This window comes from Janthinobacterium sp. SUN033 (genome assembly GCF_030397595.1).
GTDB lineage: Bacteria > Pseudomonadota > Gammaproteobacteria > Burkholderiales > Burkholderiaceae_D > Janthinobacterium > Janthinobacterium kumbetense.
Genome location: NZ_JAPQNV010000001.1, coordinates 682,391 through 705,298, shown reverse-complemented (window position 1 = coordinate 705,298; position 22,908 = coordinate 682,391). Strand labels below are relative to the sequence as shown.

18 protein-coding genes are annotated in these 22,908 nt (G+C 65.4%); 14 read left to right on the top strand and 4 right to left on the bottom strand.

The window, feature by feature from the left end; translation table 11 throughout:
- Positions 1-71: 71 nt before the first annotated feature.
- Complete coding sequence (locus tag OX460_RS03275; RefSeq protein ID WP_251348430.1) at positions 72-2,333, top strand: EAL domain-containing protein; 2,262 nt, start codon at positions 72-74, stop codon at positions 2,331-2,333.
- 69 nt (positions 2,334-2,402) lie between these two features.
- Here OX460_RS03275 and OX460_RS03270 read toward each other — a convergent pair whose 3' ends face one another.
- Positions 2,403-2,849 carry a CBS domain-containing protein gene (locus tag OX460_RS03270; RefSeq protein WP_010398828.1) on the bottom strand — a complete coding sequence of 149 codons (447 nt, stop codon included), beginning with the start codon at positions 2,847-2,849 and terminating at the stop codon, positions 2,403-2,405.
- 224 nt (positions 2,850-3,073) lie between these two features.
- Entirely contained in the window at positions 3,074-3,697 is a 624-nt protein-coding gene (locus tag OX460_RS03265; protein WP_289897632.1) for a 2OG-Fe(II) oxygenase, read from the bottom strand.
- 284 nt (positions 3,698-3,981) lie between these two features.
- On the opposite strand from OX460_RS03265, the gene OX460_RS03260 reads away from it, so the two are divergent.
- From OX460_RS03260 to OX460_RS03245, 4 genes are read left to right on the top strand one after another with little or no spacing between them, the layout of a single operon-like run.
- A complete protein-coding gene (locus tag OX460_RS03260; protein WP_289897631.1) occupies positions 3,982-5,292 on the top strand; it encodes an O-acetylhomoserine aminocarboxypropyltransferase in 1,311 nt (436 codons plus the stop codon).
- A 1-nt stretch (position 5,293) separates the two neighbouring features.
- Positions 5,294-6,106, top strand: coding sequence for an alpha/beta hydrolase (locus OX460_RS03255; protein WP_289897630.1), 813 nt, complete (start codon positions 5,294-5,296; stop codon positions 6,104-6,106).
- Between the two features lie 38 nt (positions 6,107-6,144).
- Positions 6,145-7,548 carry a PoNe immunity protein domain-containing protein gene (locus OX460_RS03250; RefSeq protein ID WP_289897629.1) on the top strand — a complete coding sequence of 468 codons (1,404 nt, stop codon included), beginning with the start codon at positions 6,145-6,147 and terminating at the stop codon, positions 7,546-7,548.
- Positions 7,549-7,577: 29 nt separating this feature from the next.
- On the top strand, positions 7,578-9,569 hold the full coding sequence (locus OX460_RS03245) for a WG repeat-containing protein (RefSeq protein WP_289897628.1): 1,992 nt from the start codon (positions 7,578-7,580) through the stop codon (positions 9,567-9,569).
- Between the two features lie 20 nt (positions 9,570-9,589).
- Here the strand turns inward: OX460_RS03245 and OX460_RS03240 are convergent, their stop codons facing one another.
- The gene (locus tag OX460_RS03240; RefSeq protein ID WP_251348424.1) at positions 9,590-10,966 is read right to left on the bottom strand and encodes a YihY family inner membrane protein; all 1,377 of its coding nucleotides are present in this window, start codon (positions 10,964-10,966) and stop codon (positions 9,590-9,592) included.
- Positions 10,967-11,033: 67 nt separating this feature from the next.
- Here OX460_RS03240 and wrbA point away from each other — a divergent pair, with 67 nt between their 5' ends.
- The 9 genes from wrbA to OX460_RS03195 all read left to right on the top strand — a co-directional run bounded on the left by wrbA (position 11,034) and on the right by OX460_RS03195 (position 21,279).
- The gene (gene wrbA / locus OX460_RS03235) at positions 11,034-11,642 is read left to right on the top strand and encodes an NAD(P)H:quinone oxidoreductase (protein WP_099668485.1); all 609 of its coding nucleotides are present in this window, start codon (positions 11,034-11,036) and stop codon (positions 11,640-11,642) included.
- The gene (locus OX460_RS03230) at positions 11,642-12,052 is read left to right on the top strand and encodes a DUF2069 domain-containing protein (RefSeq protein ID WP_099667632.1); all 411 of its coding nucleotides are present in this window, start codon (positions 11,642-11,644) and stop codon (positions 12,050-12,052) included. The genes wrbA and OX460_RS03230 overlap by 1 nt, the downstream gene beginning before the upstream one ends.
- 11 nt (positions 12,053-12,063) lie before the next feature.
- Entirely contained in the window at positions 12,064-13,479 is a 1,416-nt protein-coding gene (locus tag OX460_RS03225) for an FAD-binding oxidoreductase (RefSeq protein ID WP_289897627.1), read from the top strand.
- Positions 13,476-13,904 carry a DUF4124 domain-containing protein gene (locus tag OX460_RS03220; protein ID WP_289897626.1) on the top strand — a complete coding sequence of 143 codons (429 nt, stop codon included), beginning with the start codon at positions 13,476-13,478 and terminating at the stop codon, positions 13,902-13,904. Before OX460_RS03225 ends, OX460_RS03220 begins: the two co-directional genes overlap by 4 nt.
- Entirely contained in the window at positions 13,892-16,483 is a 2,592-nt protein-coding gene (locus OX460_RS03215) for an ABC transporter permease (RefSeq protein WP_289897625.1), read from the top strand. The genes OX460_RS03220 and OX460_RS03215 overlap by 13 nt, the downstream gene beginning before the upstream one ends.
- Entirely contained in the window at positions 16,483-17,559 is a 1,077-nt protein-coding gene (locus tag OX460_RS03210) for a carotenoid 1,2-hydratase (RefSeq protein WP_289897624.1), read from the top strand. Before OX460_RS03215 ends, OX460_RS03210 begins: the two co-directional genes overlap by 1 nt.
- Positions 17,560-17,636: 77 nt before the next feature.
- Positions 17,637-19,490: an ABC transporter transmembrane domain-containing protein gene (locus tag OX460_RS03205; RefSeq protein ID WP_251348417.1), complete on the top strand. Its 1,854-nt coding sequence runs from the start codon at positions 17,637-17,639 to the stop codon at positions 19,488-19,490.
- A gap of 12 nt (positions 19,491-19,502) precedes the next feature.
- Complete coding sequence (leuE, locus tag OX460_RS03200; RefSeq protein ID WP_289897623.1) at positions 19,503-20,177, top strand: leucine efflux protein LeuE; 675 nt, start codon at positions 19,503-19,505, stop codon at positions 20,175-20,177.
- Positions 20,178-20,187: 10 nt separating this feature from the next.
- Complete coding sequence (locus tag OX460_RS03195) at positions 20,188-21,279, top strand: beta-eliminating lyase-related protein (RefSeq protein ID WP_289897622.1); 1,092 nt, start codon at positions 20,188-20,190, stop codon at positions 21,277-21,279.
- 83 nt (positions 21,280-21,362) lie between these two features.
- Here the strand turns inward: OX460_RS03195 and OX460_RS03190 are convergent, their stop codons facing one another.
- Positions 21,363-22,805: an OmpP1/FadL family transporter gene (locus tag OX460_RS03190; protein ID WP_099667624.1), complete on the bottom strand. Its 1,443-nt coding sequence runs from the start codon at positions 22,803-22,805 to the stop codon at positions 21,363-21,365.
- Between the last annotated feature and the right edge of the window lie 103 nt (positions 22,806-22,908).

The window sequence follows — 22,908 nt, the reverse complement described above, 5'->3', positions numbered from 1 at the left end:
CAGTGCAACAACGCCATGGGCATTTCTGATGTGCTCACATTCCGTACTGAGTCATCTTGGAGAAGCTATACATGCCCGCACCGATCATCCCCCTTGACGCCAACAAGGACGATCACGACGACCTGGTATTCCTCGATGAGCAACCAGCGGCGCCGCTGGCCGTCGCACCGCGCAGCGTCTGGCGGGTGATGATCATCGATGACGATGAAGACGTCCACTCCACCACCACTTTCGCCCTGGGCAACCTGGAAATGCAGCACCGCCCGCTGGAATTCGTGCATGCGTATTCGGCCGGCCAGGCGCGCGAACTGCTCAAGCATGAAGACGACATCGCCGTCATCCTGCTCGACGTGGTGATGGAACAGGATGACGCGGGCCTGCACCTGGTGCGCTATATCCGCGAAACCCTCAAGATGACGGATGTGCGCATCATCCTGCGCACGGGCCAGCCCGGCTATGCGCCGGAAATCGACGCCATCCGCGATTTCGACATCAACGACTACAAGACCAAGTCCGAATTGACGCGCATCAAGCTGTTTACCACGGTGACGGCAGCCATCCGCTCGTACGAGCAGATCCGTTCGATCAGCAGCAGCCGGCGCGGCCTGGACCGCATCGTCCACGCCAGCACGCAGCTGATGGCGCTGCACGGCGTGCAAAACTTCTCGGCCGGCGTGCTGGCGCAGATCGCCGACCTGCTGGGCATCCGCGCCGACGGCGTGCTGTGCGTGCAGGACTTGCAGGACAATGGTTCGCGGGAGCTGCTCGTCTCGGCCTGCACGGGCAGCTTTTCCAGCTTGCCGCACAGCGCCCTGTGCGGCCTGCAAAACCCCCGCGTGATGGCCGCCGTCGAGCACACGCTGGCGCAGCGGCGCAATGTGTATGCGCACGACTACGCCACCCTGTACTTCGCGGGCAAGGCCAGCCGCGACGCGGCCGCCTACCTGGTGCTGCCGCGCCCCCTTTCGGCCATCGATGAAAGCCTGCTGGAAGTATTCTGCAGCAACGTCGCCGTGGGTCTCGACAACGTCGAACTGGTGTCGCACCTGCACAATGCCGCCTTCTACGACCAATTGTCGAAGCTGCCCAACCGCACGCGCCTGGTGGAAATCCTCGACGCCACCCTGGCCGGCCCCGCGCGCGACGACGCCACCCTGTCGCTGGTGGACCTCGACCATTTTGCCGAGACCAACGACGCGCTGGGCCACCAGTTCGGCGACATGCTGCTCGTGGCCGTGGCGGGACGCCTGCAAACCCAGCTGGGCCCGCAGCTGACCGTGGCGCGCCTGGGCGGCGACATCTTTTGCGTGCTGGGCGACTCGTCGCAAGTCAATCCGACCAAGATCCTGGCCCTGTTCCAGGCGCCGTTCAGCATCGATGGCCAGGACGTGCAATTGTCCGCCACCCTGGGCCTGGTGCGGCTGGGCGAACATGCGGGCACGGGCGCCGATGCGCTGAAAGATGCCGATATCGCCCTGAAACGGGCGAAAAGCCAGCAGCGCGCCGGGCATTTCTATTTCTCGCGCAGCATGGGCATCGAAATCCGCGAACGGGTGCGCATGATGCATGCGCTGCGCACGGCTTTCAGCCAGGGCCAGCTGTTTGTCGTCTACCAGCCGCAGATCGACCTGACCACGCGCCGCCCCGTGGGCGCCGAAGCGCTGCTGCGCTGGCAGACGCCGGACGGCAAGTTCATCTCGCCCGACCGATTTATTCCCATTGCCGAGTATTCCGGCATCATCATCGACCTGGGCGAATGGGTGCTGCGCACGGCATGCCGCGAACTGGTGCTGCTGCGCGAGCAGGGCCACCGCAACTTCGTCATGTCCGTCAACGTGTCGCAAGTGCAATTCCGCCACCCCCTGTTTTTGGAAATGCTGCGCGCCGCGCTGGAAGAGACGCAGGCGCCGCCCGAGTTCATCGAGCTGGAAATCACGGAATCGATGGCCATGGAAGAGCCTGATTTATTGATCAAGATGTTGTGGCAGATCAAGCAAACGGGCGTGAGCATCGCCATCGACGACTTCGGCACGGGCTTCTCCTCGCTGTCGTATTTGCAGCGCCTGCAAGTGGATCGCCTGAAGATCGACCGCGCCTTCGTGACGGAAATCACGGGTTCCGCGCGCGGCAGCAGCATCGCCGAAATGGTCATCCAGCTGGGCCGCAACCTGGGCCTGGCAGTCATCGCGGAAGGCGTGGAAGACGAGCGCCAGGCGCAGATCCTGCAGGCGCTGGGCTGCCCGATGGCGCAAGGTTTCCTGTTCGCCCGCCCCATGACGGCCACGGCGCTGGGCAGCTGGCTGAACAATGAAGCACTGCAGGGCGCGGCGTAGGCGCCACCCTGGATAGACAATGCAAAACGCCGGCAGTTGCCGGCGTTGTTTTTACTGCATGAGTGAAGCTTAGTCGGTGGTTTCGGCCGGCCAGTCGCGGATGTAGGCCTTGAGCATCTGGTTTTCAAAGCTTTGCGCTTCGAGCACGGCGCGCGCCACGTCGTAGAAAGAAATGACGCCCAGCAAGGTCTTGGCATTCATGACGGGCAGGTAGCGCGCATGCTTTTCCAGCATGATGCGGCGCACTTCATTGACTTCCGTGTCAGGCGTGACGGTGATCGGGTGGTCGTCCATGTGCTTGCGCACGGTGCCGCCGCCGATCTGGCCCGCGTTTTCATGCAGCGCGTTCAACACTTCGCGGAAGGTCAGCATGCCGACCAGGTCGCCAAACTCCATGACCACCAGCGAACCGATGTCCTTTTCAGCCATGGTATTGGCCGCGTCAAGCAGGGGCTGGTCAGGCGTGACCGTGTAGAGGATATTGCCCTTGACTTGGAGAATTTCAGATACTTTCATATTGGCCGTCCTGTCCGCGTGATTGGTATTTTAGTTATTCTAGCCCTTACTGCGACTGTAGCCTATGCCTGCGGAAAAATCCAGCCTTGCGCGCAATCAAATCGACGGGGATTGTCGGGCAAGAAAAACGTAGCGAGCGGATGCGCGGCGCGGCCGAGAAGCGCAGCGGTACGCGAGTACCGTGAGCATCGCCGGCCGTGCCCCGCGACGCACAGTAGTTTTTCTCACGCCCTGCGGCGGAACCAGCCGGCGATCGACAGGCGCTCGCGCGCCGTCGGCAACACTTCGTGCAGCATCTCGCCCGACATGAACATGGCCATGCGGCCCGCTTGCGGCGCGATATCGATGTGCTCGCCGCCCTGCGGGTGCAGGCGCAGCGCGCCGCCGTGCTCCGGCAGCCAATCGTCGTTGAGGTACAGCACGACGGACACGGTGCGCTTGTCGTCATCGCGGAAACGGTCCAGATGGGCCCGGTAAAAGGCGCCCGGCGCGTAGAGGGCGAAGTGGCTTTCGTACTCGTCCAGCCCCAGGAACAGCTCGCGGTTGAGCATGCAGCGCAGCGCTTCCATGTGTTCCAGGTAACGGTCGCAAGCGCTTGACCTGCCCGTTTCCAGCCATTCGATATGGTCGCCGCGGATGTCCGGCTGCAGCAGCGGCGCATGGCCGCTGCCCACGCCGGCGCCCTTCATCTTGCCGCTGAGCATGGATTGCACGCATTCGGCGGCCAGCTGGCAGCTCAGTTCAGGGGAGATAAAATGCTCTTGCATGAGCCAGCCTGCGTGGCACAGGCCGTCGACGATAGAAGGTCCGGGTACGGCAAGGGCGCCGTCGAACGATATTGCGGGCATAAAATCTTTCCTGGTGGACATGCGATGAGAGTTCGCCTGAAGCCCAGGATTTCGCTGGCACGTAGCAGCCTTCCCTGCGGCGCGGCGCACGCGCACAAGTCAAACAGCCCGAATATCGCTGATCCGGTATCCTACCACCGCCGCACCGCAGCGGTCACTTTTTTTACACTGCAGGTTACACACGCCCCCCGCCAGCACGGCGCCATGCGCCCTGCACACGAGCCCTTTTGCTCAGATGCAAATCAGGTTACGATCTTGCCACTATAAAACTTGGCGGAGACACCATGAGCGGCCCGAAATACCCCGGTTTCGACACTTTATCCCTGCATGCGGGCGCAGCGCCCGACCCGGCCACGGGCGCACGCGCCACGCCCATCCATTTCACGTCCTCGTTTGCCTTCAAGAGTTCGGAACATGCGGCTTCGCTGTTCAATATGGAGCGGGCCGGCCACGTGTACTCGCGCATCTCGAATCCCACCAACGCCGTGCTGGAAGAGCGCATCGCCGCCCTCGAAGGGGGCGTCGCCGGCATCGCCACGGCCAGCGGCCAGGCCGCCATGCACCTGGGTTTATGCACCATCGCGGGCGCCGGCTCGCACATCGTCGCGTCGCGCGCCCTGTACGGCGGCTCGCAGAACCTGCTGGCCTACACCTTGAAACGCTTCGGCATAGCCACGACGTTCGTCGACCCGCGCGACGTGGACGCCTGGCACGCCGCCATCCGCCCGAATACGAAAGTGCTGTTCGCCGAAACCCTGGGCAATCCCGGCCTCGACGTGCTCGACATTCCCCGGATTGCCGCCCTGGCGCACGAGCACCACCTGCCGCTGATGCTCGATTCGACATTTACCACGCCGTATCTGCTGCGCCCCTTCGAGCATGGCGCCGACCTGGTCTTCCACTCGGCCACCAAGTTCCTGTGCGGCCATGGCACGGCCATCGGCGGCTTGCTCGTCGATGGCGGCACCTTCGACTGGCAGGCGGCGTATGACAAGACGGGGCGTTTCGCCGAACTGTGCGAGCCGTATGACGGTTTCCACGGCATGGTCTTCGCCGAGGAATCGACGGTGGCGCCGTTCGCCCTGCGCGCGCGGCGCGAAGGCTTGCGCGATTTCGGCGCCGTCATGAGCCCGCACAATGCCTTCGCCATCCTGCAAGGCGTCGAAACCCTGGGCTTACGCATGGATCGCCACGTGGCCAACACGCGCAAGATCATCGACTTCCTGCTGGCCAATCCGGCCGTGGAATCCGTATCCTACCCAGAACTGCCGTCGCATCCCGATTACGAACTGGCGAAAACCCTGCTGCCGAAAGGCGCGGGCGGCGTGTTCACCTTCCGCCTGCGCGGCGACCGCGCGGCCGGCCAGCGCTTTGTCGACAGCCTGAAGATCTTTTCGCACCTGGCCAACGTGGGCGACGCCAAGTCGCTCGTCATCCACCCCGCCTCCACCACGCACTTCCGCGTGCCCGACGATCAGCTGGCGCAGGCGGGCATCACGCAAGGCACCATGCGTCTATCGGTGGGGCTGGAAGACGCGGACGATTTGATCGAAGACCTGGCCCGTGGCCTGAAACTGTCGCAGAAAGGCACCTGAGATGCTGTTCACCATCGACAATACCACCGCCTACTGCTACACGGGCGGCAAAGCTTTTGACCCGAATCAACCGACGGCCGTCTTCATCCACGGCGCACAGAACGACCATTCCGTGTGGGCCCTGCAAACGCGCTACTTTGCCCACCACGGCTGGAACGTGCTGGCCGTCGACTTGCCGGGACATGGCCGCAGCGGGGGCAAGGCCAGGGACAATGTGACCGACCTGGCGCGCTGGATCCTGGCCGTGCTGGACGCGGCCGGCGCGCCCAGGGCCATGCTGGCCGGCCACAGCATGGGTTCATTGATCGCGCTGGAAGCGGCATTCCTGGCGCCCGGGCGGATCAGCCACCTGGCCATGCTGGGCTCCACCTACCCGATGAAGGTTTCGCCGGCGCTGCTGGAAACGTCGCTGAGCGATGAACAGGCGGCCATCGACATGGTCAATATCTGGTCGCACTCGTCGATCGCGCAAAAGCCGTCGTTTCCCGGCCCGGGCTTTTACGCCATGGGCGGCGCGCGGCGCCTGAAGCAGCGCATCGCCGCCCTCAACCCCGATCACGTGTTTCACACGGATTTTTTCGCCTGCAATGCCTACGCGAACGGCGAAATCGCCGCCGCTTCGGTACACTGCCCCACTTTATTCATTTTCGGCGCGCGCGACATGATGACGCCGCCCAAATCGACCCGCTTGCTGACTTCAAGCATCGCGCATGGCACGGTGGTGCAGGTCGACAGCGGGCACGAATTGATGGCCGAACAACCGGACGCCGTGCTCGACGCGCTGTTTGCGTTTGCGCAAAGCACGCCGGCATGACGCCACGCCACGCACGTGTTTTTTAGGATAGATGCACCATGTTGTTGAATACCCTGTTTGACGAATTGACAGGCCGCGGCAGCGGCACGGAAGCGGCGCGGCGCGAACGCTATGAATGGCTGGAACAGCTGCGCTGCACCAACCCGCAGGCGGCCGAAGGCGGTCCCATGGCCGGCATCCCGGGCCACCACTGGTACCGGCTGCCGCAGGCGCTCGGCCTCGCCGGACAAGAATCCGACCTGCTGGTCGGCACCCTGAACGCCCAGTACATGGTGTTCGCGGGCCGCCACGCGGCAGCTTTCGCGGCCGAACTGGGCCTGCAATACGACGCCAACAACCGCATCGACCGCCCCGGCGGCATCGACGAACTGCTCGACGCCTATGAAGAACAGGCCGACGGCAACTGGACCACCGTGGCGGCGGGCCAGGCGGCGCCGTCGCTGGCCGGCTGGGACGACGTGTACTTCCGCGTGCGCGACCTGAGCGACGGCAAGGCCATCCAGAGCGTGACCACCATCGCCTACGAGAGCAGCCGCTTTCCCGGCTACACCCTGCTGGGCACGACCCTGGTGGGCGCGGGCGCCATCGCGCACGACGACGAGACGGCGCAGTATCTGCAACAAGTCTTCGCCGACTGGGCCATCCAGCGCGATTGCGCCGATGCCTGTCCGCCGGCATCCGCACCCTGGCACCATGCACCGCGCCAGGCGCCGCCCGAGACGTACGACACTGCGTTCGATTTTGCCCGCAACCTCGCCTACCTCGACGCCCTGCTGGCTGCCTATGTCCGCGCGCAGGCGCAGGCGCAAGTCGATGGCGGCGACGACGCCTACTGGGCTTGCGCGGCCGCCAGCACGGCTTACCAGGTCTTCTCGCTGCGCTACACGGCAGGCTTGTCCTTGCCTGACGTGGAAACGGCGCTGGAAGCGGCCGTCGCCGCCTGCGAAACGGCGCGCGCGGCCCTGGCCGCGGCCTACGCTGACGACGCCTTGCCCGCCTTTGATTTCGAACAATTGACGGATTACGCGCGCACCCTGCAGCTGCTGGGCGCGACCTTGCTGTTCGGCCGCCACGACCTGGCCACGCGCCTCGCCGCCCTGCAAACGGCCTTCGATGGCGAAGATGGCGTGTACGAAGCGCTGCTGTCCGCCATCGACCCGCAGCGTCCCGCCGTCGACGAATGGTATTTCGCCGAACCCTATACGGCCCTGTACGACTGCATCGACGCGGACGACCGCGCGCAGCAGCTCGATCACCTGCAACGCTACCTGGCCGGCTGGCACACGGCGCTCGTGCGCGAAGACTGGTTCAACGGCCATTTGCGCGCGCAGGGACTGGGCGGCTACTACGGCCTGTGGGCCTTCGAAGCGGCCGCCGTGGCGCAACGCCTGGGGCTGGAGCGCGGCGCGCTGGCGCACTGGGTCATGCCGCCAGCGCCCTGAATATCCCGTACACTTTTAGATAAATATCAATGATCAATACCGCAGCCCTGTTCAGCACCGCCTTCCTGCCCGGCCAGGCCGGCTTCGACACCGATACGATCACGGGCCTGGCCGAATGGCGGCTCGATACCCCCATGCTGTTCAAGCTGCTCATCGGCGCCGGCACGCAAGCCGTCGCCTGGCCCATCTACGGCGATGGCGAAGACTGCCCCTGCGTGCTGGCCGCGCCGATGGCGCAGGCGCAGGCCAGCTGGCAAGCCTTGTCCGCCCTGATGGACAGGCCGCGCGACGCGGCCGCCATCGTCGCGCGCGCCGGCATCAGCGCCCTGCTGGCGGGGGGCCAGGCGTGGCTGGTGTTTGACTGCGTGCAGCTGATCCCGCACGATATCGACACGCCGCAATACGCGGCCGGGCTCGAAGCCCTGCGCGCCGAGGCGCAAGCCCTGCACTCTGCCCTGCAGCGCGGCGACAAGGAAGCGCTGGCGCCCCTGCTGGACGCCGGCGCCGCATCGCCCGCCATTGGCTACTGGTCGGCCACGGCCGATGCGCAGCTGGCCGATGTCGAGGAACTGGATGCGAATGCGCTGCCGTTCCTGCAAGGCCTGGAAGTGCGGGAATGGGTGGAAGACGCGCTGTGCTACGCGGTGATTGCGGCGGGACAGCCGGACATTCGGGGCCTCGTCACGCCGTACGGCCGCTGGATCGCGCCGCTGTCGCGGGGCCTCGTTCACCTGGACGCCAGCGACGCGGACGATGGCTGGATCACCTTTGCCACGGCGGACAAGCCCGACGCGCACGGCGTCATGGACCTGAACGGCACGGTCGTGCTGGCGCCCGCGCCCGGCGACCTGTACGTGATCAGTCCCCACCTGCTCCACCAGGTCGCGCCGGACGGCCCCACCTGCCTCCGGCGCTTGCCGGACGGCGCACGGCTCCTCGAAGGCGTGGACAGCCTGTGCCAGCGCGACGATGGGTATATCGACTTCATGCGCCTGACGGGCGAACAGGACGAGCGCAATGTCCACGGCGTGCTGGACGCCACGGGCGCGATGGTGGTGCCGCCCGCCTACAGCTCCGTGCAGGATTTCGGCACCAAGAAAAAGATCGCCATCGTCAGCCAGCGCATCGATGGCCGCTTCCTGTTTGGCATGATTAATAGCCAGGGCGAGGTGCTGGCGCCCTGCCGGTACGAAGCCATCGATTGCGCCACGACGTCGTCGCCGCCCAGGCTGCGCAAGAACCTGATCTTCGCCATCGATGCGCAAGGGCTGGCCTGCATGCTGACCCTGGACGGCAAGCAGGCGTTTGTGCCTTTGTATCCGCCCGCCCACCATCTGCGCGGCGTGGCCGTGCAAAGCGACTTTTTATATGTCGTCAAGGATGGCATGGCCTGGAGCATGGATTTCACGGGCCAGCGGCTGGAACAGTTCGACACCGTGGAGAACTTCAAGGCGGCCATCACGGCCCAGTTGAGCGAGGCCATGGGCCTGAGCAAGAAAAAACCCGTCAGGCGCCGCAGCTTTACGCCCGCGCAAATCCTCGCAAAGGCCGACCGCGCGCAGTTGCGCAGCATGGCCGCCCTGCTCTTGCAGGGCGACGCGGACCTGGCCGCGCGCTGCGTGGACATCACGCTCGACGAGCTGGCGGAGGACGACCCGGAAGAAGAATACGAAGGCGACACGCCCGCAGCGGCCTGTTTCTTCCTGCTGTGGTCCACGGCCGCCCACACGCTGGGCCACGGCACCACCCTGGACTGGAAAGCCGTCGATGAAGTGCCGCGCCTAATCCAGCATATCGGCCTGCCCGCGCTGCGCGATTTTTCCTGGGCCGAGCGCGAGGATGGCGACGCGATGGCCGAGGGCCTGGCCGCCATCGCCGCCCACCTGGCGCCGCATCAGCTGCGCCTGATCAACATGCACGGCGGCGAAGACACGTATTATCTGGGTGTGGTGCGGGCGCAGGATGCGGCCGCGTTCAAGGCAGCCGCGCTGCTGGCGGCCCTGCGGCCCGTGGTGTACTAAGACCGCTCAGTTAAGACCGTTCAGTTACATTTGACGGCGCCGAAATGCTGCGCCAAAGTCAGGCCCAGTCCCTGCTCCACGGCGTTTTCCACCTGCGCCGCCAGGGCTGCCGCTTCTTCCGCCGCCTGGATATCGCGCTCATTGGTGGAACCGGCCGGATAGCCGGAGTTCACGCGCATGCCGCCGAAGACGAACAAGCGGTAGACATCGGCCAGGCTGATGCGGTTGACATTGCCCAGCAAGACCCAGTGGTCGGAACTGTCGGCCACGCGCTTGCCCCACTGCACCCGCACGGCGCCTTCCACGTTGACTCGTCCCACCCAGCCCTGCTGCACCATCTTGTCGAGCAGGGTTTCCATCTCTTCGAAGCCCAGGCGCGTGCTGCGGCGGATCTCGGCGGCGCCCACCAGGGCCGAATCGCCGCAGTGGCAAGCCTGGTGCAGCACTTTCAGGATGGCGACGGCGTCGACGAATTCGCTGCCCGGCGCCGCCTCGTACCACCAGCGTTCGTATTTCACGACGGGCAAGGCGGCCACCAGCAAGGCGCCCACGAGGGTGATCATCCAGCTCAGGTAAATCCACACGAGGAACAGCGGCAAGGCGGCCAGTGCGCCGTAGATGCGCGAATAGGTGGGAAATTCCTGAATGAATTCGCCGAAGCCCCGCTTGGCCACCTCGAACGCCAGCGCCGCCAGCAAGCCGCCCCAGGCCGCGTCGCGCCAATCCACGTCGCGGTTCGGCACGGCGATGTACAGCAAGGTAAACGCCAGCATGGTCAGGCCGATCGACACCAGGGTATAAAACACGGCGCCCAGGAAAGGCACGGCGCCCACCACGCCGCTGGTGGCCATGAAGAGGCGCGACGTCACCGTCAGCGACACGCCCACCAGCAGCGGCCCCAGGGTGACGATGGCCCAGTAAACAAGTAGACGCTTGGTCCAGCGGCGTTCCTGGCGCACGCGCCAGATGCGGTTGAAGACGCGCTCGATCAAACCCATCATGCCCACCGACGTGACGATCAGGGCCCCCGCGCCGATGGCCGACAGGCGCGTGGCCTTCGAGGCGAACGTGGTCAGATAATCGAGGATGGTGTTCGATATGCCCTTGGGCATCACGCTTTGCACGAAATAATCTTCCAGCGCATGGCGGAAGGTATTAAATAGCGGGAAAGTGGTGAAGATCGCCAGGGCCAGGGTCAGCAGCGGCACCAGCGCAAACACGGTGGCGAACGTCAGGCTGCCGGCCACCTGCGGCAGGCTTTCCTCGCGCACGCGGCGGCGCGCGAATTGCAGCAGGTCGCGCGTTTCGGACCAGGTCAGGCCGCGCACGACGGCCAGCCCGATGCTCAGGGCGCGCCACAGGTATTGAAAGAACGGGAATATATATTTTGAAAACATGTGCAAAATCAGAACGGCGCCATGACAGCAGTCGTATCAGGCTGTAAAGCGCCCTATAATACCAATGATGAAGCCAACCAATCTGATTATTCTCGTATTGTTTTATTCACGCCATGGCGCCACGCGCCAGTTGGCCGAGTTGATAGCCCAGGGAGTGGAAAGCGTGCCCGGTTGCGACGCCCGACTGCGCACCGTGCCCGCCGTCTCGACGGTGACGGAAGCGACGGCGCCGGAAGTGCCCCTTGACGGCGCGCCCTACGTGGAACTGGAAGACTTGCAGGAATGCGCGGGCCTGGCCCTGGGTTCGCCCACGCGCTTCGGCAACATGGCCGCCGCCATGAAGTACTTCTGGGACGGTACAGCCAGCGACTGGCTGGCTGGCAGCCTGTCCGGCAAGCCCGCCTGCGTGTTCACGTCCACGGGCAGCCTGCACGGCGGCCAGGAATCGACCCTGCTGTCGATGATGATCCCCCTCTTCCATCACGGCATGCTGGTCATGGGCTTGCCCTACACGCATCCCGAGCTGATGACGACGTCCACGGGCGGCTCGCCGTATGGCGCCACGCACTGGTCGGGCATAGACGGCGACAAGGCCCTGAGCGACGATGAAAAGCGCCTGGCCATCGCCCTGGGCCGGCGCCTGGCGGAAAACGCCGCGAAACTGGCGGGCGCGTGATGCACGGCGCACTGCACAAGTATTTTCACTGGGGCGCCATCGCCAGCCTCGTCACCCTGATCGTCTGGTGCGTGCTGTGGGAAACCGTCGTCGCGCCGCTGCAGCCGGGCGGCTCCTGGGTCGTCCTGAAGGCGGCGCCCCTGCTCATTCCCCTGTATGGCGTCATCAAGCGCGACGTGTACACCCTGCAATGGTCGTCGATGGTGATCCTGCTGTACTTCACGGAAGGTGTGGTGCGCGGCTACAGCGACACGAACCCCGTCTCGGCCCGGATGGCCTGGGGCGAGGCGGCCATCGTCTGCATCTATTTTGCCTGCGCCGTGCTGTACCTGCGCCCGTATAAAAAGGCGGCCAAGCGCATGGCCAGGGAATTGCTGGAAAAAGTGACTAAAGTGAGCATCAAGAAATGAACGACAAGCCCATGACTGACCAAGCCGACTTCCTCTCCGCCTGCCGCGACCTGCTGGGCGACGCCTACGTCCTCACCCTGGATGCCGACACGGCGCCCTTCCTCACCGACTGGCGCGACCGTTTCACGGGCAAGGCCCTGGCCGTACTGCGCCCCGCCACCGTGGAACAAGTGGCAGCAATCCTGCGCGCCTGCGCGCAATGGCGCGTCCCCGTCGTGCCGCAAGGCGGCAACACGGGCCTGGTCCTGGGCAGCATCCCGGACGCCGCCGGCACGGCCATCGTGCTGTCGCTGGCGCGCCTGAACGGCATCCGCGCGCTCGATCCCGTCAACCGCACCATCACGGTGGACGCGGGCTGCATCCTGCAAACCATCCAGGAAGCGGCCAGCGCCGCCGGTTGCCTGTTCCCCCTGTCGCTGGCGGCCGAAGGCAGTTGCACCATCGGCGGCAACCTGGCGACCAACGCGGGCGGCACGGCCGTGCTGCGCTACGGCAACACGCGCGAGCTGTGCCTGGGCCTGGAAGTGGTCACGCCGCAGGGCGAGATCTGGAGCGGCTTGCGCGGCTTGCGCAAGGACAATACGGGCTACGATTTGCGCGACCTGTACATCGGCGCCGAAGGCACCCTGGGAATTATTACCGGCGCGGTCATGAAGTTGTATCCGCAGCCGAAAGCCTGCATCACGGCGCTGGCCGCCATGCCCTCGCCCGCCCACGCGCTGCGCCTGCTCTCGCTGATGCAGGACCATTGCGGCGCCAGCCTGACGGGGTTCGAGCTGATGTCGCAGTACTGTCTGCAGCTGGTGGCGGAGCAGTTCCCGCAGCTGCCGCGCCCTTTCGCCGACGCGCACGGCCAATATGTGCTGCTCGAATTGTCCAGCAGCCAGTCCGAGGCGCACGCCGTGGAATTGCTGGAAGCGAGCATCGGCGCGGCCCTGGAAGACGAATTGATCGAAGACGCCGTCGTCGCCAGTTCCGTGGCGCAGTCCGAGGGACTGTGGCAGCTGCGCGAGCACATCCCGCTGGCGCAGGCGCAGGCGGGCAAGAACATCAAGCACGACATCTCTCTGCCCATTTCCCGCATCGCCGATTTCATCGCCATCACGGATGCGGCCCTCGAGTCAGCCTTCCCCGGCTGCCAGCTCGTGTGCTTCGGCCACCTGGGCGACGGCAACCTGCATTACAACGTGGCGCCGCCAGCCGGCATGACGGACCAGGATTTCCTCGCCAACCAGGATGCGATCAACCGCATCGTGCATGACCAGGTGCACGCTTTTGGGGGCTCGATTTCGGCCGAACACGGCATCGGCGCGCTGAAAAAGGCGGATCTCGCCCACTACAAGTCGCCGCTGGAATTGCAGCTGATGCGCGCCGTGAAGCAGGCGCTGGACCCGCAGAACATCATGAATCCGGGGAAGATATTGTGAAGCCCTCATCCCTCCTGCTATGCGCCATGGCCTTGCTGGCCGGTTCCGCCAGTGCGCAGGACGTCTACAAGTGCGTGAAGGATGGCCAGAGCAGCTATAGCGCCACGCCCTGCACGGCCGGCCAGCTGCAAATCCTGGAAATCCCCGCGCCGCCGCCCGCCGTCGACAAGGGCGCGGCCACGCGCCAGGAACGGGTGGCCAGCCAGATGGAAGCGGCGCGCAAGAAGCAGGAGCAGCTGGAAGACCAGGCGCGCGAACGGGGCGCCAGGCAGCAGGAAGTCCACGAGAAGCACTGCGCGCAGCTGCGCCTGGAGCAGAAATGGGCGGCGCAGGACGCCGTCGGCGCGGGCGACAAGAACCGCGATGCGGCGCAATTGAAAGCACGGCGCGCCGGCGAACGCCTGGCCGTCGAATGCCTGCATTGAGTGCGCCGGCAGCCGATCCTGCGGGCACGCGCCTGCTGTCGCGCTGGCTGCTGCTGGGCGAATGGCGCGCGCATCCCGTGCGCGCCCTCGTCGCCATCCTGGCCATCGCCATCGGCGTGTCGCTGGGCTTTGCCATCCACCTGATCAACGCGGCCGCCTTCAATGAATTTTCCACGGCCGTCAAAAGCCTGTCCGGCCAGGCCGACGTGCAGGTGGCCGGGCGCGAAGCGCTGTTCGATGAAGCCATCTACCCATGGCTGGCGCAGCGCGACGGCGTGGCTGTCGCTTCGCCCGTGCTGGAACTGCAGGCCACGGTGGCAGGCAAGAAGGACGGCGGCCCGCTGCACATCCTGGCGCTCGACGTCTTCCGCGCCGGCTTCATCTCGCCCGACCTGATCGGCGCACCGGCCGAAGGCCAGCCTTTCGACACCCTGGCCGACGACGCCGTCTTTTTGTCGCCGGCCGCCTTGCGCTGGCTCAATGTAGCCCAAGGCGGCGAGGTCGCCCTGCAATCGGGCACGGGCACGGTGCCGCTGCGCGTGGCCGGTTCGCTGCAGCGCGCGCGCGCCGGCCAGCGCATCGCCGTGATGGATATCGGCGCGGCGCAATGGCGCTTCAACAAGCTGGGCAAGCTGTCGCGCATCGACCTGAAACTGCGCCAGGGCGTCAACCGCGACGCCTTCCAGGCCGAGTTGGCGCGGGCGCTGGAAGCGCAGTATCCGGGGCGCTTCCAGGTGGGCCAGCCGAATGACGAGAACCAGAATAGCCGCAACAATAACCTCAGCCGCGCCTACCGGGTCAACCTGACGGTGCTGGCCCTCGTCGCCCTGTTCACGGGGGCCTTCCTCGTGTTTTCCACGCAGGCGCTGTCCGTCATCCGCCGCCGCGGCCAGTTCGCGCTGCTGCGCGTGCTGGGCATGGAACGGGGCCGGCTGCTGCGCCAGGTGCTGCTGGAAGGCGCCAGCCTCGGCATCGTCGGCGCCGGCCTGGGCATCGCGGGCGGCTACGCCATGGCGGCCGTGGCCCTGCGCTTCTTCGGCGGCGACCTGGGCGCCGGCTATTTCGCGGGCGTGCAGCCGCAGGTGCAGTTCACGCCCGTCGCCGCCTTCGTCTACTTTATCCTCGGCCTCGGCGTCGCCTTGCTGGGCTGCGCCGCGCCCGCGCTGGAAGCTGCGCGCGCGGCACCCGCCATCGCCCTGAAATCGGGCAGCGAGGAAGTCGTGACGACGCGCCTGGCGAAAACCTGGCCCGCGCTGGTCTGCCTGCTGCTGGCCGGCGCCCTGACCTTCCTGCCGCCTGTGTTCGAGCTGCCCCTGTTCGGCTATCTGTCCATCGCGCTGCTGCTGATCGGCGCCATCGCCCTGATGCCGCAACTGGCCGCTGTCGTCTTCCGCTTCCTGCAGCGCGCCTGGCTGCGCACGGACACCAGCCAGCATGCGCCCGTGCGCAGCCTGACCCTGGCCCGCCTGGCGAACGCCTCGGGCCAGGCCGGCATCGCCCTCGGCGGCGTGCTGTCGAGCTTTAGCCTGATGGTGGCGATGGCCATCATGGTGTCGAGTTTCCGCGTTTCCGTCGACGACTGGCTGCTGCAGATCTTGCCGGCCGACGTGTATGCGCGCACGGCCGCCAGCGGCGGCACGGCAGGCTTGAATCCACGCGAACAGGCCAGCATCACCGCCCTGCCCGAAGTGGCCAGGGTGGATTTCCAGCGCCTGCGCTCGCTGTCGCTGGCGCCCGACCGACCGAATGTGGTGCTGCTGGCGCGCCCGATCCTGCTGTCCGATCCGGGCAAGAGCATGGTACTGGTGGGTGACACCCTGCCCGTGCCGGCAGGTAGCCGGCCCGTGTGGCTGTCGGAGGCGGCGGCCGACCTGTACAACGTCAAACCGGGCCAGCAGATAGCCCTGCCGCTGGCAGGCGGCTTGCACAAGTTCTTCATCGCCGGCATCTGGCGCGACTATGCGCGCTCTTCCGGCGCCATCCAGATGCCGCTGGACGACTACCGCGCGCTGACGGGCGACCTCGATGTCAGCGACGCCGCCCTGTGGCTGGCCAAGGACGCCACGGGCGACGAACTGCAACAGCGCCTGAAAGCCTTGCCCTTCGGCGCCAGCCTGGAAGTGTCGAACCCGTCGGCCATCCGCGCCCTGAGCCTGCAGATTTTCGACCGCAGCTTCGCCGTCACCTATCTGCTGGAAGCCATCGCCATCGTCATCGGCCTGTTCGGCGTGGCCGCCACGTTTTCCGCGCAAACCCTGGCGCGCGCCCGCGAATTCGGCATGCTGCGCCACGTGGGCGTGACGCGCGGGCAGATTTTATCCATCCTGGCGCTCGAAGGCGGCGCGCTGACGGCGCTGGGCATCGCCACCGGTTTCATCCTGGGCCTGCTGATCAGCTTTGTGCTCGTCTTCATCGTCAATCCGCAATCGTTCCACTGGACCATGCAGCTGCACTTGCCGTGGCCCTTGATCGCCACCGTGGCCGGCGCCCTGCTGACGGCGGCCGCCGCCACGGCGCTGATCGCGGGCAGACAAGCCTTGTCCGCTGGCCCCATCCGCGCCGTCAGGGAGGACTGGTAATGCGTCGTATTTTCATCTTGTCATTGGCGCTGGCGCTGCCTGCGCTGGCCGCGCCGCCTGCCTTTGCCCCCGTCACGCCGCTGCCGGCCGGCCAGACCCTGCGCCTGCCGCACGACTTCGGCGCCCATCCCGCATATAAAACGGAGTGGTGGTACGCCACGGGCTGGGTCAAAACCGCCGGCGGCGAGCAGCTGGGCTACCAGGTGACCTTCTTTCGCAGCGCCACGGCCACCGATACGGACAACCCCAGCGCGTTTGCGCCGAAACAGCTGATCATCGGCCATGCGGCCCTGTCCGACCCGAAGGTGGGCAAGCTGCTGCACGACGAGAAAAGCGCGCGCGAGGGGTTCGGCCTGGCCTACGCCAAGGTGGGCGACACGGACGTCAAACTCGACGACTGGCGCATGCAGCGGCAAACGGACGGCAGCTACCGGGTCAGCCTGGCCGCGCGCGAATTCAACCTGCAGCTGACCCTCGCGCCCACCCAGCCCGTGCTGCTGCAAGGCGTTGGCGGCTACTCGCGCAAGGGCGCGCGGCCCGCGCAATCGAGTTACTACTACAGCAAGCCGCAGCTGCGCACGACGGGCACCATCGCGCGCGCGGGCGGCAAGCCGGAAGCCGTGACGGGCGCCACCTGGCTCGATCACGAGTGGTCCAGCCAGGTGCTCGATGCGGACGCCAGCGGCTGGAACTGGATAGGCGCCAACCTCGACGACGGCGGCGCCCTGATGGCCTTCCAGATCCGCAGCAAGACAGGTGCTAAACTATGGGCGCACGCGACATGGCGCGACGCGTCCGGTAAGATGACGCAGTTCGCCCCTGGCGACGTCGATTTCACGCCCACGCAGCTGTGGCGTTCGCCCCGCACGCAGGCCGAATACCCGGTCGCCACCGAGATCCGCACGGGCGCGACGCGCTGGCAGATCAAGCCGCTGCAAGCGGACCAGGAACTCGATTCGCGCCGCTCGACGGGCGCCGTGTACTGGGAGGGCGCCGTGACGGTGGAGCGCGACGGCCAGCCCGTGGGCCGCGCCTACCTGGAAATGACGGGCTACGTCCAGCCGATGAAGTTATAAGCAATGCATAAAATGCCGGGGTCAGACCCGTCGGGACTGACCCCGGACAAGCAAAAAGTAAATCAAAGCGAAAAACAATGACAACCAGCACAGAAACAGGCAGTACCAGTACAGCAAGCACCGCATCGACTCCCGACACCGGCACCAGCCGCGAACTGAAAAAAGGCAGCCTGGCCGCCTTCAAGGGCTTGATGCCCTTTCTGACGCCGTACCGCAAGCAGTTCTTCCTGGCCGGTATCGCGCTGGTGGTGGCCGCCGCCTCGACCCTGGCCATTCCCGCCGCCTTCAAGCAGATGATCGACCTCGGTTTCGGCGGCGCGGCCGGCTCGAAGAGCATCCAGCACGTCGACCTGGTCTTCCTCGCCCTGTTCGGCGTCGCCTCCATCCTGGCGCTGGCCACGGCCGCGCGCTTTTACACGGTGTCGTGGCTGGGCGAGCGCGTCACGGCCGATATCCGCAGCGCCGTGTACCGCCACGTCGTCACGCAAAGCCCCGAATTCTTTGAAACCACGCAGACGGGCGAAGTCCTGTCGCGCATCACCACCGACACGACCCTGATACAGGCCGTCGTCGGCACCAGCATCTCCATGGCGCTGCGCAATGTGCTGCTGTTCCTGGGCGGCCTGGTGATGCTGTTCGTCACCAGCGCCAAGCTGGCGGGCATCATCATCGGCCTCTTGATACTCGTCGTCGTGCCCATCATCGTGTTTGGCCGCAAGGTGCGCAAGCTGTCGCGCGACTCGCAGGACCGCATCGCCGACGCATCGGCCATGGCCGGCGAAATCCTCAACGCCATGCCCACCGTGCAAGCGTTCACGCACGAGAAAATCGAATCGAAACGCTTTGGCGACTCCGTCGAAGGCGCCTTCATGACGGCCATGCGCCGTATCCGCGCCCGCGCCCTCTTGACCATGATCGCGATTTTGCTGGTCTTCGGCACCATCGTCTTCGTGCTGTGGCTGGGCGCGCGCGCCGTGCTGGAAGGCTCGATGACGGGCGGCGACCTGGGCCAGTTCATCCTGTACGCCTCCATCGTGGCCGGCGCCATCGGCGCCCTGTCCGAAGTCATGGGCGAAGCGCAGCGCGCCGCCGGCGCCACCGAACGCCTGCTGGAACTGATGGCCGTCAAGTCGGAAATCGCCTCGCCGGCCACGCCGCTGCCGCTGCCCGCACGCGCCGCCACCGGCGCCGCCTTGACATTGGACAATGTCATGTTCTCCTACCCGTCGCGTCCGGACACCCACGCGCTGGATCACGTCAGCCTCGACATCCGCGCCGGCGAAACGGTGGCCGTCGTCGGCCCTTCCGGCGCCGGCAAGACCACCCTGTTCCAGCTGTTCCTGCGCTTCTATGACCCGCAAAGCGGCAGCATCCGCCTCGATGGCGTGGATATCAAGCAGCTGGACTTGCACACCCTGCGCGACGCCATCGGCATCGTGCCGCAGGATACCGTGATTTTCTCGGCCGACGCCATGGAAAACATCCGCTACGGCCGCGCCGGCGCCAGCGACGAGGAAGTGATCGCCGCGGCGAAAATGGCGGCCGCCCACGAATTCATCGAGCGCCTGCCGAACGGCTACAAATCCTTCCTCGGCGAACGGGGCGTGCGCCTGTCCGGCGGCCAGCGCCAGCGCATCGCCATCGCCCGCGCCCTGCTGAAAAACCCGCCGCTGCTGCTGCTCGATGAAGCCACCAGCGCGCTGGACGCGGAATCGGAACGCCTGGTGCAAAAAGCGCTGGAAGCGGCCATGGTAGGCCGCACCACGGTCATCATCGCCCACCGTCTGGCCACCGTGCAGCGCGCCGACCGCATCATCGTCATGGAAGACGGCAAGATCGTCGAGACAGGCACGCATGCGTCGCTGGTCGCAATGAAAGGCATCTATGCGAACCTTGCCGCACTGCAATTTCACAACGTACAGATCAACTAAGCAAAAACAGCCATGAACGCACTTTTCCACGCCAACCTGGGCATCACCGATTTCTGGACCTTTTTATTGGGGACCATCTTCATCGTCATCCTGCCCGGTCCCAATTCCATGTATGTGCTGTCGGTCGCCGCCCAGCGCGGCGTGCGTCCCGCCTACCAGGGCGCCTTCGGTATCTTCGCCGGCGACCTGATACTGATGGTGCTGTCGGCCTGCGGCGTGGCGTCCCTGCTGAAAGCCAGCCCGGCCCTGTTCTACGTGGTGAAATACATCGGCGCGGCCTACCTGGGCTGGATCGGCCTGCAGATGCTGATCGGCTGCTGGCGCAAGCTGCGCGCGCCGGCACCGGCCGAAGGCGAAGCGGCGGCCGTCCCTACCCCCGTCAAGGAAAGCGACCCATTCCGCAAGGCGCTGATCATCAGCCTGATGAACCCGAAGGCCATTTTGTTCTTCATTTCCTTCTTCATCCAGTTCGTCGACCCGGCCTTCCCGAATCCCGTGCTGTCCTTCATCGGCCTGGGCCTGATCTGCCAGGTGATCAGCTTTACCTACCTGACGGCCATCATTTTTGTCGGCGCGCGCCTGGCCGAGACCTTCCGCCGCCGTCGCCGCCTGTCGGCCGGCATGGGCGGCGGCGTGGGCGCCATGTTCATCGGCTTCGGCGCGAAACTGGCCACGGCCACCCTGTAAGGAAACCACCGTGAACGAGCTTGAGCTGCGCCAGCGCTGCCACACCGTCCTGCCGGGCCACCGCCAGCCCGCCCCAAGCGCCACCTTCGCCGCCATGGCCGCCTGGTGCGACGCCAACGATGTGGCGCACGATACCTATGGCGAAGGCGCGCTGATCGAACAGTTCGAGAACAAGATCGCCGGCCTGCTCGGTTTCGAGGCGGCCGTGTTCTGCATCACGGGCACCATGACGCAGGTCACGGCCCTGCGCCTGGCGTGCCAGGACCGGGGCTCGCGCCTGGTGGCGCTGCACCCGACCTCGCACATCCTGCGCCACGAGCGGGGCAACCATGAATTGCTCGATCACTTCAAGGGTTTGATGATCGGCGACCCGCACCGCCCGTGGACGGTGGACGAGTTGCGCGCCGTGCCCGATCATCTGGGCGCCGCGCAGCTGGAACTGCCGATGCGCGAAATCGGCGGCCAGTGCCCTTCCTGGGAAGACTTGAGCCAGATCAAGCAGCACAGCCGCGAGCACAATATTCACCTGCACATGGATGGCGCGCGCCTGTGGGAGGCGCAAGCGGGTTTTGGCCAGCCCCTGCCCGCCATCTGCGATGGTTTTGACTCCGTCTACGTGTCGCTGTACAAGGGCATCGGCGGCCTCGGTGGCGCCATGCTGGCCGGCAGCCGCCCGTTCGTCGAGCGGGCGCGCGAGTGGTTCCGCCGCCAGGGCGGCAATATCGTGCACCGCACGCCGTACGTGGTGGCCGCCGCCATGCAGTTCGACGCGCGCATCGCCGCCATGCCGCGGTATTTTGCGCGCACGCAGTGGCTGTACGCGCTGCTGCGCGACTTCCCGGCCATTGCCGTCAATCCCGCCAGTCCGCAAGCGAACATGCTGCACCTGCACTTGCCCGTCTCGCGCGAACGGGCCATCGCCATCCGCAACCAGGTGGCCGCCGACCACGGCATCTGGCTGTTCAGCCGCGCCAGCCACGCAGCCCTCCCCGGGCACAGCGTGGTGGAATGGTATGTGGGAGACCAGTTGCTGGAACTGCCCGACGACAGCGTGCGGCTGGCCTTGACTCTGCTGGACCAGGCCATGCGCGCCAGGGATTAATTGACAATCGTGACACCAAAAAAAAAAGCGCCCGAAGGCGCTTTTTTTCTTTCATGGCGGCCGGGTTGGCCGCCACTACCTGCTTAGAACTTGTAGTTATAAGCGAGACCGATCAACTGCATGCGGGTCTTGAACAGGCCCTTGGTGGTTTCACCGTTGCCGGTGCAGCCAGTTTTGACAGGCGAGCAGTCATTCGTGTAGTTGACACTGGCGTCCTTGAAGTCGATATAGCTGTACGCCAGGTCGATCGAGGAATTGGCGTTCAGCTTCCAGTTCGCGCCGATCGAGTACTGCATGCGGTCGCTGTCCGGCAAGGCCGGGTGGCGCAGTTCGGCACTGCGTACTGGCGCCTGGTCGTGGGCGATACCGGCGCGCAGCAGCAGGTTTTCGCTGTACTTGTAGTTGGTGCCCAGCGAGACGCGATAGGTGTCTTTCCAGTTCTGGCGGATGCGCTCGGCGCCTTCGGCCGTCGGCGGGAACTGGATGTCCAGGTTCTGCAGGCGCGAAGTGCGGGTCCAGGTGACGTCGCCCATCAAGGCCCAACGATCATCCATCTGGTGGAAGGCATTGATCGACAGGGTTTCCGGCGTGCGCAGTTCCACCAGCGCCTCGGAATTGACCTTGTTCGAGGCCTTGGCGATGAAGCCGTTCACGGCAGGATTGCTCGTCACTTGCGAGAAGTCCCAGATGGTGCTGCCTTTGAGCTTGTGCGAAATCGACGAGCGGTAGGCGATACCGAAGCGCGTGCCTTCGTTCAGCTGGTACAGATAGCCGAGATTGAAGCCAAAGCCCCAGTCATGACCATCCATCGACGCGTGGCCATCCTTGATCTGGCCCTGCAACGCCGCGCCCGCAGCTTGCGCGGCGGCCAGGCCCTGGGTCTTGGCGATATTGGCCAGGAAAGCCTGCGATGCGCTAGGCGCGAACTTGCCCAGGAAGGCAACCGAACCCGGCACGTCCACGCCCTGGCCCAGTTCCGCCTTCATGTATTCAGCCGTGATGCCGAAACCGAACGAGTGGTGCTGGTCCAGCTTGAACGACACAGAAGGATTCAGGGCGATGGCTTCGAGCTTGATATTGGTGATCGCGTAGCGGCCATACCAGTCATTGCCGTAGTCGAGCTTGGCGCCATACGGCACGAACAGGCCGGCACCGACGGTCCACTGGTCATTGATTTTCTTGCTGGCGTACAGCGCAGGCGCGAATACGGCGTCCGGCGCATAGTCCTTGGTGGCCGCGTACGGCGTGCGATTACCAGGGAAGAAAGGCTTCGAACCCGCATCCGTGTAGGTCGAATGCGGCACCACCAGGGTGCCGCCGCCAACGAATTGCGTGCCTTCCAGGCGCGACAGGCCGGCCGGGTTGTAGAAAATGGTCGATGCGTCGGCCGCTTCGGCGCCGCTGGCATCGGCCGTGCCCTGGGCGGAAACGCTTTGCGAGCCAAAACGGTAGCCCGATGCTTGTGCGGTGGAGGAAATGCCGGCGAATGCGGCAACGATCAGGAGGGGCAGATATTTATGTTTCAAGTTGGTCTCTCTTTATTATATGAAATTGTCTTCGGCACACTATCGCGGGCATATCCAGCTGCCCCGTCTTGCACTTTTCTTGCCGCCGTGAACTCCAATTCAC